Source organism: Microbacterium hatanonis, from assembly GCF_008017415.1.
GTDB lineage: Bacteria > Actinomycetota > Actinomycetes > Actinomycetales > Microbacteriaceae > Microbacterium > Microbacterium hatanonis.
In genome coordinates this window covers 577,597-591,182 of sequence record NZ_VRSV01000001.1, presented here as the reverse complement: position 1 = coordinate 591,182, position 13,586 = coordinate 577,597, and the positions used below count along the sequence as shown (strand labels likewise).

Annotated in this window: 13 protein-coding genes; 4 read left to right on the top strand and 9 right to left on the bottom strand. The window is 71.6% G+C overall.

Going from position 1 to position 13,586, the window contains the following annotated elements; translation table 11 throughout:
• Window positions 1–39: 39 nt before the first annotated feature.
• Window positions 40–1,047 (bottom strand): LacI family DNA-binding transcriptional regulator, encoded by a 1,008-nt coding sequence (locus FVP77_RS02810; protein ID WP_147893155.1) that lies wholly within the window; start codon window positions 1,045–1,047, stop codon window positions 40–42.
• Window positions 1,048–1,187: 140 nt separating this feature from the next.
• Here FVP77_RS02810 and FVP77_RS02805 point away from each other — a divergent pair, with 140 nt between their 5' ends.
• Window positions 1,188–1,742 (top strand): hypothetical protein, encoded by a 555-nt coding sequence (locus FVP77_RS02805; RefSeq protein WP_147893154.1) that lies wholly within the window; start codon window positions 1,188–1,190, stop codon window positions 1,740–1,742.
• On the opposite strand, the gene FVP77_RS02800 is transcribed toward FVP77_RS02805, so the two are convergent.
• Window positions 1,726–3,048 (bottom strand): M20/M25/M40 family metallo-hydrolase, encoded by a 1,323-nt coding sequence (locus FVP77_RS02800; RefSeq protein ID WP_147893153.1) that lies wholly within the window; start codon window positions 3,046–3,048, stop codon window positions 1,726–1,728. The two genes, FVP77_RS02805 and FVP77_RS02800, sit on opposite strands and share 17 nt — an antisense overlap.
• A 33-nt stretch (window positions 3,049–3,081) precedes the next feature.
• Between FVP77_RS02800 and FVP77_RS02795 the strand changes: the two genes are divergently transcribed.
• Both FVP77_RS02795 and FVP77_RS02790 read left to right on the top strand, forming a co-directional pair.
• Window positions 3,082–4,065, top strand: coding sequence for a Gfo/Idh/MocA family protein (locus tag FVP77_RS02795; protein WP_147893152.1), 984 nt, complete (start codon window positions 3,082–3,084; stop codon window positions 4,063–4,065).
• Between the two features lie 18 nt (window positions 4,066–4,083).
• Window positions 4,084–4,947 (top strand): NYN domain-containing protein, encoded by an 864-nt coding sequence (locus tag FVP77_RS02790; RefSeq protein WP_147893151.1) that lies wholly within the window; start codon window positions 4,084–4,086, stop codon window positions 4,945–4,947.
• A gap of 7 nt (window positions 4,948–4,954) precedes the next feature.
• Here the strand turns inward: FVP77_RS02790 and FVP77_RS02785 are convergent, their stop codons facing one another.
• Window positions 4,955–5,578 carry a hypothetical protein gene (locus FVP77_RS02785; protein WP_147893150.1) on the bottom strand — a complete coding sequence of 208 codons (624 nt, stop codon included), beginning with the start codon at window positions 5,576–5,578 and terminating at the stop codon, window positions 4,955–4,957.
• Between the two features lie 37 nt (window positions 5,579–5,615).
• Window positions 5,616–7,139, bottom strand: coding sequence for an ATP-dependent DNA ligase (locus FVP77_RS02780; protein ID WP_147893149.1), 1,524 nt, complete (start codon window positions 7,137–7,139; stop codon window positions 5,616–5,618).
• Between the two features lie 76 nt (window positions 7,140–7,215).
• On the opposite strand from FVP77_RS02780, the gene FVP77_RS02775 reads away from it, so the two are divergent.
• On the top strand, window positions 7,216–7,623 hold the full coding sequence (locus FVP77_RS02775; protein WP_147893148.1) for a DUF6157 family protein: 408 nt from the start codon (window positions 7,216–7,218) through the stop codon (window positions 7,621–7,623).
• Here FVP77_RS02775 and FVP77_RS02770 read toward each other — a convergent pair.
• The 5 genes from FVP77_RS02770 to FVP77_RS02750 all read right to left on the bottom strand — a co-directional run bounded on the left by FVP77_RS02770 (window position 7,620) and on the right by FVP77_RS02750 (window position 13,492).
• Complete coding sequence (locus FVP77_RS02770; protein WP_147893147.1) at window positions 7,620–8,591, bottom strand: epimerase; 972 nt, start codon at window positions 8,589–8,591, stop codon at window positions 7,620–7,622. The genes FVP77_RS02775 and FVP77_RS02770 overlap by 4 nt on opposite strands.
• Entirely contained in the window at window positions 8,588–9,010 is a 423-nt protein-coding gene (locus FVP77_RS02765) for a DoxX family protein (protein WP_147893146.1), read from the bottom strand. Before FVP77_RS02765 ends, FVP77_RS02770 begins: the two co-directional genes overlap by 4 nt.
• Window positions 9,011–9,035: 25 nt before the next feature.
• Window positions 9,036–10,016, bottom strand: coding sequence for an aldo/keto reductase (locus FVP77_RS02760; RefSeq protein WP_147893145.1), 981 nt, complete (start codon window positions 10,014–10,016; stop codon window positions 9,036–9,038).
• A gap of 28 nt (window positions 10,017–10,044) precedes the next feature.
• Window positions 10,045–10,809, bottom strand: a complete 765-nt coding sequence (locus tag FVP77_RS02755) for an LLM class flavin-dependent oxidoreductase (protein ID WP_147893144.1) — start codon at window positions 10,807–10,809, stop codon at window positions 10,045–10,047.
• 124 nt (window positions 10,810–10,933) lie between these two features.
• The gene (locus tag FVP77_RS02750) at window positions 10,934–13,492 is read right to left on the bottom strand and encodes an ATP-dependent Clp protease ATP-binding subunit (RefSeq protein ID WP_147893143.1); all 2,559 of its coding nucleotides are present in this window, start codon (window positions 13,490–13,492) and stop codon (window positions 10,934–10,936) included.
• Between the last annotated feature and the right edge of the window lie 94 nt (window positions 13,493–13,586).

The following is a 13,586-nucleotide window of genomic DNA, read 5'->3' as shown; positions in this document are numbered from 1 at the left end:
CTGTCAAGCGCGGCACGTCTCAGCTTGGTAACGCCGGGTTCAGAGGCGCGAAACCGGCCCGCTGGAGCGGCGGACGACCAGCTCGGGCACGAGCGACGTCGCCTCCGCGTCGGTGGAACCGAGCAGCACATCGACGCAGCGTCGACCGAGTTCGGCGAAGTCCTGGCGCACGGTGGTGAGCGGCGGCCAGAAGTGGGCGGCCTCGGGGATGTCGTCGAATCCCACGATGCTCACGTCCCTCGGCACCTCGAGACCCTCGTCGCGGATGGCGTGCAGCAGACCGAGCGCCATCTGGTCGTTCGAGGAGAAGATCGCCGTGAAATCGCGGACCCCGAGCATCTCGCGCCCCGCGTAGTATCCGAACTCCGCCGTCCAGTCGCCGAGGATCGGCGCCGTCGTCGGGATGTCGCTCGCCGACATCTCGGCGAGGAACCCCCGCATCCGCGCCTCCGCCTCGATCCAGTCCTGAGGTCCGGCCAGGTGGTAGATGCTGCGGTGTCCGAGCTCGATCAGGTGCCGTGTCGCCAGTCGTGCACCGGCGACCTGGTCGACCGAGAGGGTGTGGTCGGCGTCCAGTTCGGTCGACTGGAGGGTCACGTACGGCACGTCGAGCTGCTCGGCCGCCAGCGCCCGGAGCACCCGCACCTGGGGCGCGATGACGACGAGCCCGTCGACGGACTGCGCCATCAGATGGGCGATGCCGGCGGGTATCGACTCGGGATCCTTGACGTCGATGTTCGCGGTGCTCACCCAGTAGCCGCGCGTGCGGGCCGCCGTCTCGATCGCGGCGATGCTCGAGGCGGCGCCGTAGTTCGTCGAGCCGGCGGCGAGGATCCCGATCGTCTGCGACCGCGACGTCACCAGTGCTCGCGCGGCGCGATTCGGCCGGTACTGCAGCTGAGCCATGACCTCGACCACCCGCGCACGCGTCTCCGGGCGGATGCTCGGATGATCGTTGAGCACGCGCGAGACGGTCTGATGCGACACCTCGGCGAGGCGCGCGACATCACGGATGCTGGGCCGTCGCCCTCCCGCGTCGTCGCTCATCTACCGCCTCCTGCATGTGCACGGTCACACGCGACATCCTCGTCGGAGGCGTTTCGGGCCGGCTGCGAGCATGTGACAGTCACATCGCTCGACTCGCAACGGATTCTGTCACATTCCCACCGCGCCAATACACTGGCGCGATGTCGGACTTCGCGCGTTTCCTGCCGCTGAGCGGTGGACCGAGAGGTGCCGAGACCGGTGTGTCGAACGACCGACGAGGCGCCCTCGCCGACATCGTCGATCGCGCATCCGCGATCATCGCGGCCGACGCGGCCGGCCGTGGGCCGTTGCTCCCGGCCTTCCTGGACCATGCCGACCTGCGAGACGAGTTCGCCGCCCTCGCGGTCGCGTCGACGCCCGCGGGCCTCACGCGCCTGGGCGAGGCCATTCGCACCGGTCGACGCCGTCGCGCGCGCGCCCTGGCCTCCGGTGCGCGAGCGCTGCTGCTCCTCGCCCGCTCCGCCGACACCGACCCCGGCCTCGACGCGACCACGGCCGGCGTCGTGGCGCTGCGGCTCGCCGGATCCGCCCCGTTCGACCGCCGCGCGGTGGTGAAGGGCCGCACCGTGAGGGCGACCGACGCCGACTGGTCGTTCGGTCGCGGCCCGGTGCTCGAGGGCACCGCCACCGGCATCGCCGCGTTCCTCCTGGGGGTGTCGGACGACCCCCCGCGACCGCTCACCGGTCGAGGATGACCGCCCGGTAGAACTCGATCCCGCGCAGCCACGTGTCGACCCCGATCCGCTCATCGTGCGAGTGGAGCGCCGCGCGCTCGTCGGCGCTCAGGGTGAACGGCGCGAACCGGTAGACGGCGTCGCTGATGCGGGTGAACCACCTGCTGTCGCTCGCACCGAGCTGCAGGTAGGGAAGCGGCACGACGTCGTCGCCGAGCGACACGCGCACCGCGCGGGCGATCCGCTGCCAGGAGTCGCCGCGCCACGGCGACACGGCTGAGGGGTCGCTCCCCCGCAGCACGTCGATCTCGACGAGGGGGTCGGCGACGGCGCGTCGGACGTGCGCGACCGCCGAGTCGACCGTGTCTCCGGTCAGGAGGCGGATGTCGACGGTGGCCCGAGCGCGTGTCGCGAGCACGTTCTGCCCGTCGGAGCCCGACAGCTCGGTGACGACCGCGGTGGTGCGCACGATCGCGTTGAGCTCGGGGCCGAGGCGCGACAGCACGCGGGCCAGCAGCGGACCGAACCTGTCGAGTCGGCGCAGGACGGGGCGCAGCGACCGCGAGGCGTGCGGTGCGGCGGTCGCGAGCATGGCGCGCACCGGCGGGGCGAGGCGACGGGGGAACGGACGACGGCGCAGGCGGTCGATCGCGCGGGCGAGCCTCGCCGTCGCGGGCATCGCCGGCGGGGTCGAGGCGTGCCCTCCGCGTTCGGGAACCGTGAGCCCGAGCGAGAGGATGCCGCGCTCGGCCACGCCGATCATGGCCGTCGGCGCCGAGACGCCCGGCACGGCCCCGCGGACGACCGCGCCCCCTTCGTCGATCACGAGTGCCGGGCGCACACCTCGCGCGTGCAGCACGTCGACGATCGCCTGCGCACCGGTACCGCCGATCTCCTCGTCGTGACCGAACGCGAGGTAGACGTCGTGCGACGGCGTCGTGCCGTCGGCGAGCAGGGCCTCCACGGCCTCCATGATCGCCACCAGTGCGCCTTTGTCGTCGATGGCGCCCCGGGCGTGGATCGTGGCGCCGGTTCCGGTGAGGTCGGCCGCGAAGGGCGGATGCTGCCACTCCTCCGCGACGACGGGGACCACGTCCATGTGCGCCATGAGCACGAGAGGGTCGGCATCGCTCGCCCCGCGCCACCGGTAGAGGAGCGCGTGATCGCTCACGACCTCGCGCTCGAGTGCCGCGTGGATTCGGGGATAGAGGCGTTCGAGAGCGTCGTGGAATGCGTCGAAGGCGGCCAGGTCGACACGGCCCGGATCGACGTGCGAGACCGTGGGGATGCGCAGCAATTCGCGGAATCTCTCGACCGGGGACGACACCCGTCGAGACTACGCCCGGATAGTCTCGGAGCCATGGACGGACTTCGATGGGGCATCCTCGCCACGGGCGGGATCGCCCACGCATTCACGAGCGACCTGAAGACGGCGGGGCGCACGGTCTCGGCCGTCGGCTCACGCCGGATCGAGGCGGCCGAGCAGTTCGCCGCCGAGTTCGGCATACCCCGCGCATACGGCTCGTACGAGGACCTGGTCGCCGACCCCGAGGTCGACATCGTGTACGTCGCGACGCCGCATCCGTTCCACGCCGAGAACGCCCTCCTCGCCCTCGACCACGGCAAGCACGTGCTGGTCGAGAAGCCCTTCACCCTCAACGCGACGGAGGCGGCCGCGGTGCGCGATCGCGCGGCGGAGCGCGGGCTCCTCGCCATGGAGGCGATGTGGACCCGCTACCTGCCGCACATGATCCGGATCCGCGAGCTCGTCGCATCCGGGGTTCTCGGCGAGGTGCGGACGCTCTTCGCCGACCACACGCAGAAGATCAGCGACGACCCGACGCACCGGCTGAACGCGATCGACCTCGGAGGGGGCGCCCTGCTCGACCTCGGGATCTATCCGGTGTCGTTCGCCTGGGACGTCCTGGGCGAACCGTCCGAGATCACGGCGCAGGCGCGGATCTCGGACGCCGGCACCGACGCGGAGATCGCCACGATCTTCCGGCATCAGGACGGCGCGCTCTCCACGACGGTGTCGTCGTCGCGGGGCGCCGGCCCGAACACCGCGCACATCGTCGGCACCGAGGCACGCATCGACATCGACCGGGTCTGGTACACCCCGACCTCGTTCCGTGTGACCCGCCCCGACGGTGAGGTCATCGAGGAGTTCCGCGCCGAGATCGAGGGTCGCGGGATGCAGTACCAAGCGCTGCACGCCGAGAAGCTCGTCGCCGAGGGGAATGTCGTCGGCGACGTGCTGCCGATCGACGAGACGGTCGCGATCATGGGCACGCTCGACGCCGTGCGCGCGCAGATCGGACTGCGGTACCCCGACGAGGGCTGACGGGAGCAGACTGGAGCAATGCCCGAAACGCAGACCGCCCGTGTCGCCGTCTATCTGGACTTCGACAACATCGTGATGTCGTGGTACGACCGTGTCCACGGTCGTAACGCGTATTCTCGCGACCGCCAGCGGATCGCGGAGAACCCCGTCTCCCCCGAGGTCGCCGAGCGCCTGGCTGCGGCGACGATCGACGTCGGAGCGATCATCGACTACGCGGCGTCCTTCGGCACTCTCGTGCTCACGAGGGCATATGCCGACTGGTCGTCGCCCGTGAACGCGGAATACCGTGCTCAGCTCGTCGCTCGATCGATCGATCTGGTGCAGCTGTTCCCCGCCGCCGCCTACGCGAAGAACGGCGCCGACATACGTCTCGCCGTGGATACCGTCGAAGACATGTTCCGCCTGCCCGACCTCACGCACGTGGTCATCGTCGCCGGGGATTCCGACTACGTGCCGCTGGCCCAGCGGTGCAAGCGCCTCGGCCGCTACGTCGTGGGCGTGGGCGTCGCCGGGTCGACCGCGAAGGCGCTCGCCTCGGCGTGCGACCGGTTCGACGCCTACGACTCCCTCCCGGGGGTCGTGCGGGAGACGCCCTCGAAGAAGGATGCTGCGCCCGCCCGCAGTCGGGCTCGCAAACGATCGACCGACCCGTCGGTGAACCTGCTGGAGCGGGCGCTGCAGCTGGAGAATGAACGCGCCGACGAGGAGTGGCTCCACGCCTCGGCGCTCAAAGACCTGATGAAGCGCCTCGACCCGTCGTTCAGCGAGAAGGGGCTCGGGTTCCGCAGCTTCTCCGACTTCGTGAAGGCCCACCCCGAGGTCGTCGAGGTCGACGAGGCGTCGAACGTGGTCGTCGTGCGCTCGGTGGTGCGACCCGCCTGAGCACGCCTCAGGCGCCGACGCCCGAGGCATGCTCCTCGGCGGGCTGCGGGGCGACGTGGCCGAGCACGACGTCCCAGACGTGCGTGAGGCTCACCCCGTTGTCACCGGATTCGACCACGCGCACCTCGCTCTCGCGGAGCCTGTCGGCGTACCAGCGCGCGGACGCCTCGTCCTGTGCTGCAGAGACGACGATCGAGGGCGCGGCGACGGCCGCCGACTCCTCGGCGAGCAGATCGCCCACGAGAGCGCTCTCGGGCACGCGGACGTCGACGAGGGCCAGTCGATCGACGAGGGTGCCCGCCGAGGCGGCGAGGGCCACTCCGAGCGGCACGGCGTCGCGCTCGGCGACGAGACCGATCACCGCGCCCGGCACCTCGCGACGCACGAGATCCGCCAGCGCGGCGGCCGTGGAGGCCGCCGGGGTCTCCCCGCCGTAGGTGGGAGGGTCGTCGAGCTCGACCTCGTCCAGCTGCACGGCCATCAGTCTCACGTCGTGATCGAGCGTCGCCGACGGGTCGGGGTCGAGCAGCGCGACCGCGCCCACCCGTAGGACGAGCACCGTGCGGGCCGCGCCCGCTGCGCCGAAGCTCCGGAACTCGAGTTCGCCATCGGGGGCCTGTGCGCGCGTCATCACGCCATCCTGACACGAGCCCCGCTGCGCGTGGCCGTCAGTCGCGGAGCATCCGGCGCAGCGTCTGGATGGTGTCGGCCTCGGGCGCTCGCTTGTCGGGCCGGTAGGCCTTCACCCGGGCGAAGCGCAGGGCCACACCGCCCGGATACCTCGTCGACCGCTGCACGCCGTCGATCGCGATCTCGACGACGGTCGACGGTGCCAGCGTCAGCGCGTAGGCCGTCTCGGCGGTCGCGATCGTCGGGAAGTACTCGGTCTGCCAGCGGAGGAGTTCGTCGGTCAGACCCTTGAAGGTCTTGCCGACCATGACGAATCCGCCGGGCTGGCCGAATTCGCCGTCGGGGTCGTAGGCGCCGAGGTGCAGGTTGGACAGCCAGCCCGAACGGCGTCCGGAACCGCGCTCGACGCCCAGCACGACCAGGTCGAACGTGTGCACGGGCTTCACCTTCAGCCAGGTCTTACCGCGGCGTCCGGCCATGTAGGGCGCATCGACCGCCTTCACCATGACGCCCTCGTGCCCGGCGTCGAGCGCGCCGCGCGCGAAGTCGTCGGCGGCGTCGGCGTCGTCGGTGACGAGCGCCGGCACGCGCAGCTCGCCGACGATGCGGGCGAGCTCGGACGCGCGGACGGACTGGGGCTCGTCGAGCAGATCGCGACCGTCGAGGTGGAGGATGTCGAAGAAGCGCGGTCGCAGGACGACCTCGCGCGCCACGTCGGCGCCGAAGCGGGCCATCGTGTCTTGGAAGGGCCGCGGCGCACCGCTCTCGTCGAGCGCCAGCGTCTCGCCGTCGAGGATGACGTCATCGGCCGGGAGAGCTCGCACGACCTCGACGATCTCGGGCACGCGGTGAGTCACCTCGGCGAGCGAGCGCGTGTAGACGTGCACCTCGTCGCCCCGGCGGTGCACCTGGATACGGGCGCCGTCGAGCTTGTACTCGACGGAGGCCGTGCCGAACTCTGCGAGCGCGTCGCGCACGGTGGCGGCGGTCGCCGCGAGCATCGGCATCACGGGGGTGCCCACGACGAGTCCGATCTCGGAGAGCGCCCCGGCGGGCTCGGTGAGCGCGATGCGCGCGGTCATTCCGGTGTCGCCCGAGAGCATCGCCGCCCGCCGCACGACGGCGGGGTCGCGATCGGCGGCACGGGCGATCGCGTCGAGCAGGAGGCCCTCGAGGGCACCGGTGCGCAATTCGCCGAGCATCGCGTGCGTGAGGTAGTCCCATTCGGCCGCGGTCGCGCGCGCGGCGAGCCCGCGCAGCATCGAGGTGCGCTCGGCCGCGGATCCTGCCCCGCCGACGGCCGCGAGTGCGGTGAACGTCTCGTCGACCTCGCCGATCGTCAGCGTGGACCCGTCGGCGTGCGACACCTCGAGCGCCTCGAGCGATCGCCAGCCCACACCGAGCCGCCCCTGCCGGAGCGATGCGGTCGCGAGACCCACCAGCGCCTCGATCTCCTCGGGGCGCGCGACGGCGAGGAGATCGGCGAGAGCCTGGGTCTTGGCGAGACGCGAGCGCGTTGCGCTGACCGCGTCGAGGGTCGTGACGAGGTCGGCGAGCAGCATCCTCGAATCATCGCACCGACCTCCGACACCGGTGTCGGGCGCGCGGAGTAGCCTCGGCGCGAAAGGAGAAGCGAACGTGCACACCACGAACTACGTCGACACCTTCATCGAGCTCGCCGACGACTCGCCGGTCGATCACGCGGTCGAGCCGCCCGCCAGGGAGCAGCCGACGATCGCGCAGCTGCACTACGAGCTCATCTCGCAGCATCCGTACTCCCTGACCTCCGACGACGTCGTCTTCGCCACCCATGCGCGACGCGCGGGGATCCCCGAGGCCGATTGGCCCGACGCCCGCACGCTGTTCTTCTCGAAGGGGCAGCCCTGCATGCGCTCGTCGCCCCTCGGCAAGCGGTACGGGTGGGGAGTGCACTCCGACGCGGACGGGCGAGTGGCACTCGTCGCCCGCGAGTCCGCCGAGTACGCACGACTGGCGGCCGACACCGCCACCACCCATACGAAGGCGATGCGGAGCCGCCGCGCCTAGCGCCGTGCCACGTCCCGGAGCGCGGGCTCCAGTTCGGGATAGCGGAAGGAGTAGCCGGCCTCCAGAAGCCGATCGGGCACCACCCAGCGGCTCTTCAGCAGCAGCTCCGATTCGGCGCCGAGCGCCCACAGCGCCGGCTCCAGCATGAACCGGGCCGCCGGGAGTCCGACCGGGGCGCCCACCGCCCGCCGCAGCGCTGCCATCAGACTGCGGTTGTCGGTCGGATTCGGCGACGACAGGTTGATCGGCCCCGACAGCGACGGCGTCTCCCGAACGAACCGCATCGAGCCGACCACGTCGTCGAGGTGGATCCAGCTGAAGCGCTGACGACCCCTCGACCGGTGCCACGGCGCTCGGTCGTCGCCGGTCGGATGCTCGCCGATGCCGCGGTAGCGGCGGTGCGGGAACCACGGGCCGTCGTACTGCGGCCCGCCGAGCCCGAGGCGGGCGAGCCGCAGGAGCATCGCCGTCGCCGGGCCGTCGCCGAACACGATCGCCATGCGCAGCGCGACGCGGCGGGTGGCGGGGAGGTCGTCGGCGAAGAGCTCATGCTCCCATGCCCGGGCCACGTCAACGGAGAAGCCCGACCCGAGATCGCCGCCGTCCTCGGACTGCGGGCGATCGAGGGCGTACCGGTAGATCGTCGCGGTGCTCGCGTTCAGCCAGACGGCCGGGGGCGCCTCGACCGCTGCGACCGCCTCGCGGAGCTCCCGCGTCGTCTCCACGCGCGAGCGCAGGATCTCGTCGCGGTTCGCGTCGGTGTACCGGCAGTCCACCCTCTTGCCGGCGAGGTTCACGAGCAGGTCGGCCCCGTCGATCGTGCGACGGATGCCGTCGGCGTCGCCCCACGAGGCGTCGGGCCCGCGCCGGCCGATCTGCGTGACGAGATACCCCTCGTCGCGCAGGGACGCGATGACTGCGGTGCCGACGAACCCGCTCCCGCCGGCGACGACCGCGCGGCGCGTCATCGGCTGCCACCGTCAGATCGGGTGGCCCAGATCGCCCACGCGACGAGCACCGGCTGCAGGAAGAGCCGGGCGAACCGGGCGCGATCGGTGCGCATGCCGGGCACCGGCCGCCCGCTGCGCCAGTGGTGCACGTTCCCGGGGAAGACCGCGACGAAGAACGCCGCGATCAGCCCGCCGATGCGCGACCGGTCTCGCGGCAGCACGAGAAGCGCCGCCCCGAGCAGCCCCTCGACCACGCCCGACGCGACCACGATCGCGTCTTTGTCGAGACGCAGCATCCGCACCGCCCACTCGGGCACGACGATGCGGTAGCCGCGACGCCCCCAGGTCAGATGCGACAGGCCGGCGCCCAGCAGGAGAGCTGCCAGCGACCACCGCCCGGTCGTGCGGAGTCGTCGACGACCGGCGGATTCGCTCATGCTTCCAGTCTGCCAGCGACGGGTGTCACCAGCGCGGGTGCACGGCCTCGCGGAAGTAGCGGTCGTAGATCTCGTGCACGCCCGCGTCGAAGTCGCCGGGCAGCGTCACCGCCGCCGCCGCGGCGTTCCCCTCCGCCTGCGAACGGTTGCGCGCGCCGGGGATGACGGTCGTCACGCCGGGCAGGTTCGCGACCCACGAGAGCGCGGCGGCGGCGGGGGCGACTCCCTCGGGCACGAGTGCGGCGAACTCGCGCGCGGCCCGCACGCCGGTCTCGAAGTCGACGCCCGCGAAGGTCTCGCCCACGTCGAACGCGCTGCCGTCGCGGTTGTAGGTGCGGTGGTCGGATGCGGCGAACGTGGTGTTCTCGGTGTATTTGCCGCTGAGCAGGCCCGAGGCGAGCGGCACGCGCACGATGATGCCGACGCCGGCCTCGGCCGCCGCCGGGAGCACCTCGTCGAGCGGCTTGAGCCGGAACGCGTTGACGATGATCTGGACGGTCGCCGTGCCCGGGCGCGCGATGGCGGCGAGCGCCTCGTCGCAGGTCTCGACGCTCACGCCGTAGTGGGCGATCCGCTTCTCGGCGACGAGGGTGTCGAGAGCGTCGTAGACCGCGTCGCTCGAGAACACCGGCGTCGGCGGGCAGTGCAGCTGCACGAGGTCGAGCGTGTCGACGCCCAGGTTCTCGCGCGAGCGGTCGGTCCACGCACGGAAGTGGTCGAGGGTGAACTCGGCCGGCTCCTGCGGGCCGCGCCGGCCCATCTTGGTCGCGACGGTGATGCCGTGATCGGGACGCTGCGCGAGGAAGCGCCCGATGAACTGCTCGCTGCGTCCGTCGCCGTAGACGTCGGCCGTGTCGAAGAACGTCACTCCGGCCTCGACCGAGGCGCCGAGCACGTCGAAGGCGCTGGCCTCGTCGACGTCACCCCAGTCGGCACCGAGCTGCCAGGTGCCGAGGCCGATGGGCGAGACGGAGAAGCCGGTGCGTCCGAGGGTGCGCTGCTGCATGGGGGCGAGCCTAGTCGGCGGGCCCGCGTCAGGGGGCGGTGCGGGCGACGAAGTCGAGCAGCGCATCGACCCCGTCGTCGGCGGTGATCGCGCGCAGCACGACCTCGTCGACCGCGGCCCGGTACGCAGGAAGGCCTTCGCGCAGTTCCGCCTCGTTTCGGAAGGTCGTCTCCGTCGCGTCGACCCCCAGCCGAGCGAAGTTCGCCGCGTAGTTCGGATACGAGGCGTACCGGGCGGTCTCGGCCGCGAGCCGGGCGGATGCTGCGGGGTCGATCGCGGTGCGCACGTAGACGCACACGCGGGTGTCGGCGGATGCCGCGTGGAGCTCTGCGGACTGGGCGGCCGCCGCAAGGGCGGGAACCCAGTTCAGCAGGACTCCGTCGGCGCGTTCGGCTCCCAGCATCCGCATCTTCGGCCCGAGCGCCCCGACCACCACGCGGGCGTCGAGCTCTGATCGCAGCGCGTCGACGGCGTCGCCGACGCGTGCCAGCGCACCCTTCGGGGAGACGCCCGAGCCGATGCCGAGCACGAGCCGCTCCTGCGGGATCCCCGAGGTGAGCACCTCGCGGGCGATCGTGTCGGCCGAGCGTCGGTCGACGGGGATGACGCCCGTCGCGAGGATCAGGCGGTCGGTGACCTCGGCGGCGGCGGCGAGGGCGGCGAGCGCGTCGCCGTCGGGGGTGTCGTTCACCCACAGCGCCGCGAAGCCGGCGGCCTCGACCGCCGGCGCGAGACGTGCGACGGCCTCCGGCCCGAGCGTGCCGGCAACCCCGATCGATACGCGTGCGGTCATGCCTCCCACTCTGTCAGCCCCCGCCACAGACCGCGAGACGTCATCCTGGCGACGAGACTGCGGCTCTGGGCTGCAGTCTCGTGCCTGGGATGACGTCTCGCGGTCAGGGGGCGGTCGGCCGGGGTCAGGCGGCCTGGGCCACGAGGGCGGCGGGGCGCACCGTGAGGACGCCGTCAGCGGCATCCACCGTCACCGCTCCGCCGTCGACGAGCGCGCCCGTGACGAACAGGTCGGCGACGCGGTCGTCGATCTCGCGCTGGATGAGGCGACGCAGGGGCCGCGCGCCGTACTCGGGCTCGTACCCGTGCTCGGCGAGCCAGTCGATCGCGGTCTCGGTGATCTCGATCGACACCTCGCGGCGGGCGAGGCGCTTCTCGGTCGTGCCGAGCATGAGCCGCACGATCTCGCGCAGCTGCTCGCGGTCGAGCTTGCGGAACAGCACGATGTCGTCGATGCGGTTGAGGAACTCCGGCCGCATGGCTTCGCGCAGACGCCCCATCACCCGGTCGCGCAGATCCTTCTCGGATCCGAACCCGGTGGCTCCTCCTCCGTCGGCGATGAAGCCGATGGCCCCCGCACGCGACGCGAGGAACTCGCTGCCGATGTTCGACGTCATGATCACCACGGTGTTGCGGAAGTCGACGGTGCGGCCCTGTCCGTCGGTGAGCCGACCGTCGTCGAGCACCTGCAGGAGCAGGTTGAACACGTCGGGGTGCGCCTTCTCGATCTCGTCGAACAGCACGATCGAGTACGGGTTGCGCCGCACGCGCTCGGTGAGCTGGCCCGCCTCGTCGTATCCGACGTATCCCGGAGGGGCCCCGACGAGACGCGACACGGTGTGCCGCTCGCCGAACTCGCTCATGTCGAAGCGGATGACCGCGCCCTCGTCGTCGAACAGCGAGGCGGCGAGCGCTTTGGCGAGCTCGGTCTTGCCGACGCCGGTCGGGCCGAGGAAGAGGAACGAGCCGACGGGCCGGTTCGCGTCCCCCATGCCGGTGCGGTTGCGGCGCACGGCCGTCGCGACCGAGGTCACGGCAGCGTCCTGCCCGATCACGCGCCCGTGCAGTTCGTTCTCGAGGGTCGCGAGGCGCCCGCGCTCGGTCTCGGTGAGACGGTTCACGGGGATCCCCGTGGCGCGGCTGATGACCGCGGCGATCTCGGGCTCGCCGACGATGGCCGACGACGCCGTCGCCGACGCACCCGCGGAGGTCGCCGCATCCAGCTTGGCCTGCACCGACGAGATCTCATCGCGGATGCGGGAGGCCTCCTCGTAGTGCTCGGCCGAGACGGCGGCGTTCTTGTCGGCCTCGAGGGTCGCGAGCTGGGCGACGAGGGCCGACACGTCGACCTTCACGCCGAGTCGGAGGCGCAGGCGGGCTCCCGCCTGATCGATCAGGTCGATCGCCTTGTCGGGCAGCACGCGGTCGCTCACGTAGCGGTCGGAAAGCTCGACCGCAGCGCGCAGTGCGTCGTCGGTGAAGCTCACACCGTGGTGCTCCTCGTAGGCCGCGCGCAGACCCCGGAGGATCAGCACGGCGTCTTCGATGGAAGGCTCGCCCACACGCACGGGCTGGAACCGGCGCTCCAGCGCCGGGTCTTTCTCGATGGTGCGGTACTCGCGGAGGGTCGTGGCGCCGACGAGGTGCAGGTCGCCACGCGCCAGGCGCGGCTTGAGGATGTTGCCGGCGTCCATCGCGCCCTCTCCCCCGCCGCCGGCACCGACGACGGTGTGCACCTCGTCGATGAAGAGGATGAGTTCGCCCTTGCGTGCGGAGACCTCGTCCATGGTCTGCGTGAGGCGCTCTTCGAAGTCGCCGCGGTAGCGGGTTCCGGCGAGCATCGCCGGAAGATCGAGCGCGATGACGCGCTTGCCGCGCAACTGCTCGGGCACGGAGCCGGCGACGATCGCCGACGCGAGTCCTTCGACGATCGCCGTCTTGCCGACACCCGCCTCGCCGACGAGCACCGGGTTGTTCTTGGTGCGTCGGCTGAGGATCTCGATCGTCTGCTCGATCTCGTCGCTGCGTCCGATCACGGGGTCGAGGTCGCCCGCCTCGGCGCGCGCCGTGAGGTCGGTGCCGAAGCGGTCGAGCATCGGGGTCTCCGACGACGCCTCGGTGTCGGAGGCGTCGGTGCGGGCGGCGCCCGGGGTCACGGTCTCGCGCACGGCCTGCGTCAGCGCTTCGGCGGTGACGCCCGCCTGGGCGAGGATCTGACCGGCGGGCGCGTCCTGCGCCAGCACGAGCGCGAAGAAGAGGTGCTCGGGGTCGACGTAGGTCGAACCCGCGCTGCGGGCGACCTGGTAGGCGAGGAAGAGCGCGCGCTGCACCGAGGTGGTGACGACCGCGCCGTCGACGTCGGCGGGAGCGGATGCTGCGGGCAGCCGTCCTTCGGTGGCGCGAGCGATGGCGCGGGGGTCGGCGCCGATGCGCTGGACGGCCTCGTTCGCCGGCGACTGGTCGACGAGGATGCGCAGAACGTGCAGGGCGTCGAGCTCGCGCTGACCGCGCTCGAGCGCGAACCGGCCGGCGCGCTGCAGCGCCTCCTGCGTGCGGGAGCTGAGGAAACGGCTGAGGTCGATCGACCGCTCCGCGCGCGCCTGCTCGCCGGCGAGGTAGCGGGCGAGGAACTCGTCGAACGAGCTCGCGCCGTCGCCGTGGGGGGAAGTGAAGTCTTCGGGCATGTCCCTGATGTCTCCTGGATGAAGGTGAGCCTGTGCGACTCAACTTGATATTACGTAGTTGAGCGCGTGCGTATCAAGTTCAACGGATCCGCGC

Bases quoted from the DNA above. Each gene is read 5' to 3' on its own strand.
- FVP77_RS02810 (WP_147893155.1), bottom strand. From the start codon at position 1,047: ATGAGCGACGACGCGGGAGGGCGACGGCCCAGCATCCGTGATGTCGCG.
- FVP77_RS02805 (WP_147893154.1), top strand. From the start codon at position 1,188: ATGTCGGACTTCGCGCGTTTCCTGCCGCTGAGCGGTGGACCGAGAGGT.
- FVP77_RS02795 (WP_147893152.1), top strand. From the start codon at position 3,082: ATGGACGGACTTCGATGGGGCATCCTCGCCACGGGCGGGATCGCCCAC.
- FVP77_RS02790 (WP_147893151.1), top strand. From the start codon at position 4,084: ATGCCCGAAACGCAGACCGCCCGTGTCGCCGTCTATCTGGACTTCGAC.
- FVP77_RS02785 (WP_147893150.1), bottom strand. From the start codon at position 5,578: ATGACGCGCGCACAGGCCCCCGATGGCGAACTCGAGTTCCGGAGCTTC.
- FVP77_RS02780 (WP_147893149.1), bottom strand. From the start codon at position 7,139: ATGCTGCTCGCCGACCTCGTCACGACCCTCGACGCGGTCAGCGCAACG.
- FVP77_RS02770 (WP_147893147.1), bottom strand. From the start codon at position 8,591: ATGACGCGCCGCGCGGTCGTCGCCGGCGGGAGCGGGTTCGTCGGCACC.
- FVP77_RS02765 (WP_147893146.1), bottom strand. From the start codon at position 9,010: ATGAGCGAATCCGCCGGTCGTCGACGACTCCGCACGACCGGGCGGTGG.
- FVP77_RS02760 (WP_147893145.1), bottom strand. From the start codon at position 10,016: ATGCAGCAGCGCACCCTCGGACGCACCGGCTTCTCCGTCTCGCCCATC.
- FVP77_RS02755 (WP_147893144.1), bottom strand. From the start codon at position 10,809: ATGACCGCACGCGTATCGATCGGGGTTGCCGGCACGCTCGGGCCGGAG.
- FVP77_RS02750 (WP_147893143.1), bottom strand. From the start codon at position 13,492: ATGCCCGAAGACTTCACTTCCCCCCACGGCGACGGCGCGAGCTCGTTC.